The 1,009-nt window shown below is 64.9% G+C and carries 1 pseudogene; it reads left to right on the top strand.

Annotation, left to right across the window (positions count from 1 at the left end):
• Positions 1–114: 114 nt before the first annotated feature.
• A pseudogene (locus tag KVA01_RS12560) lies at positions 115–1,009 on the top strand (IS481 family transposase); the annotation flags it as partial.

Raw genomic sequence — 1,009 nt, 5'->3', positions numbered from 1 at the left:
GGAGGCGCTGCGCTAGGTGTACTTCCCCGGCAGGTTGTGAACACGCGGGGTAGATGAAAGCCTCCGGGCAAGATGTGGGTTACCACACTCAACATCTTCACCACGGAGGCCTTCGTGACTCACGCTAACGCACCTTTGACGCCCTAGGGACGTCGTCGCCTCGCTATCCTCGTCGTGAAGCAGGGGTGGCCGTTACGCCGAGCAGCCGAACGCTTCCAGTGCTCCCCGGCTACAGCGAAGCGATGGGCGGACCGGTACCGCGCTGGGGAAGCACTCACCGACCGCGGTTCACGACCACGCACGTGCCCGAACCGACTGCCGCACAAGACGCAGCGCAGGATCATCGCGTTACGGTTCACCCGCCGCTGGGGTCCGCACCGAATTGCGTATCACCTGCACCTGCACCGCTCCACGGTGGGGAGGGTTCTGGCCCGGTTCCGGATGCCGAAGCTGGTCAACATCGACCAGACCACCGGGCTACCGGTTCGAAAGCCGAAACCAGTGCGCTACGAAGTCGCCTCACCGGGCCAGCTGGTGCACGTGGATATCAAGAAGCAAGGCCGTATTCCTGACGGCGGTGGTTGGCGGGTCCACGGTCGAGGCTCCGCCCAGGACCGTGCCGCCGGCGTCGTGCGGGATAGAGCCAACCGACACGGAGCAGCGGGCTCACGTGGCTACCGGTATCTCCACCATGCGGTGGATGACCACTCGCGGGTCGCATACTCCGAGCTCCTCGACGATGAACGCAAGGAGACTGCGGCGGCGTTCTGGAGAAGGGCCGAAGCGTTCTTCGCCAGCCTCGGAGTGCGCGTGACGGCAGTGATGACGGACAACGGTGCCCGCTACCGCTCCCATGCCTTCGCTGAGGCACTGGGTGAGGACATCAAGCACCGATGGACGAAACCCTACAGGCCGCAGACCAACGGCAAGGTCGAGCGGTTCAACCGGACGCTGGCCGCTGAATGGGCCTACGCGCAGCCCTACACCAGTGAGGCCGAACGAGAAGCCG

It is taken from the genome of Kocuria varians (genome assembly GCF_006539885.1).
Classification (GTDB): domain Bacteria; phylum Actinomycetota; class Actinomycetes; order Actinomycetales; family Micrococcaceae; genus Kocuria; species Kocuria varians.
This window is presented reverse-complemented; position numbering and strand designations above follow the sequence as displayed.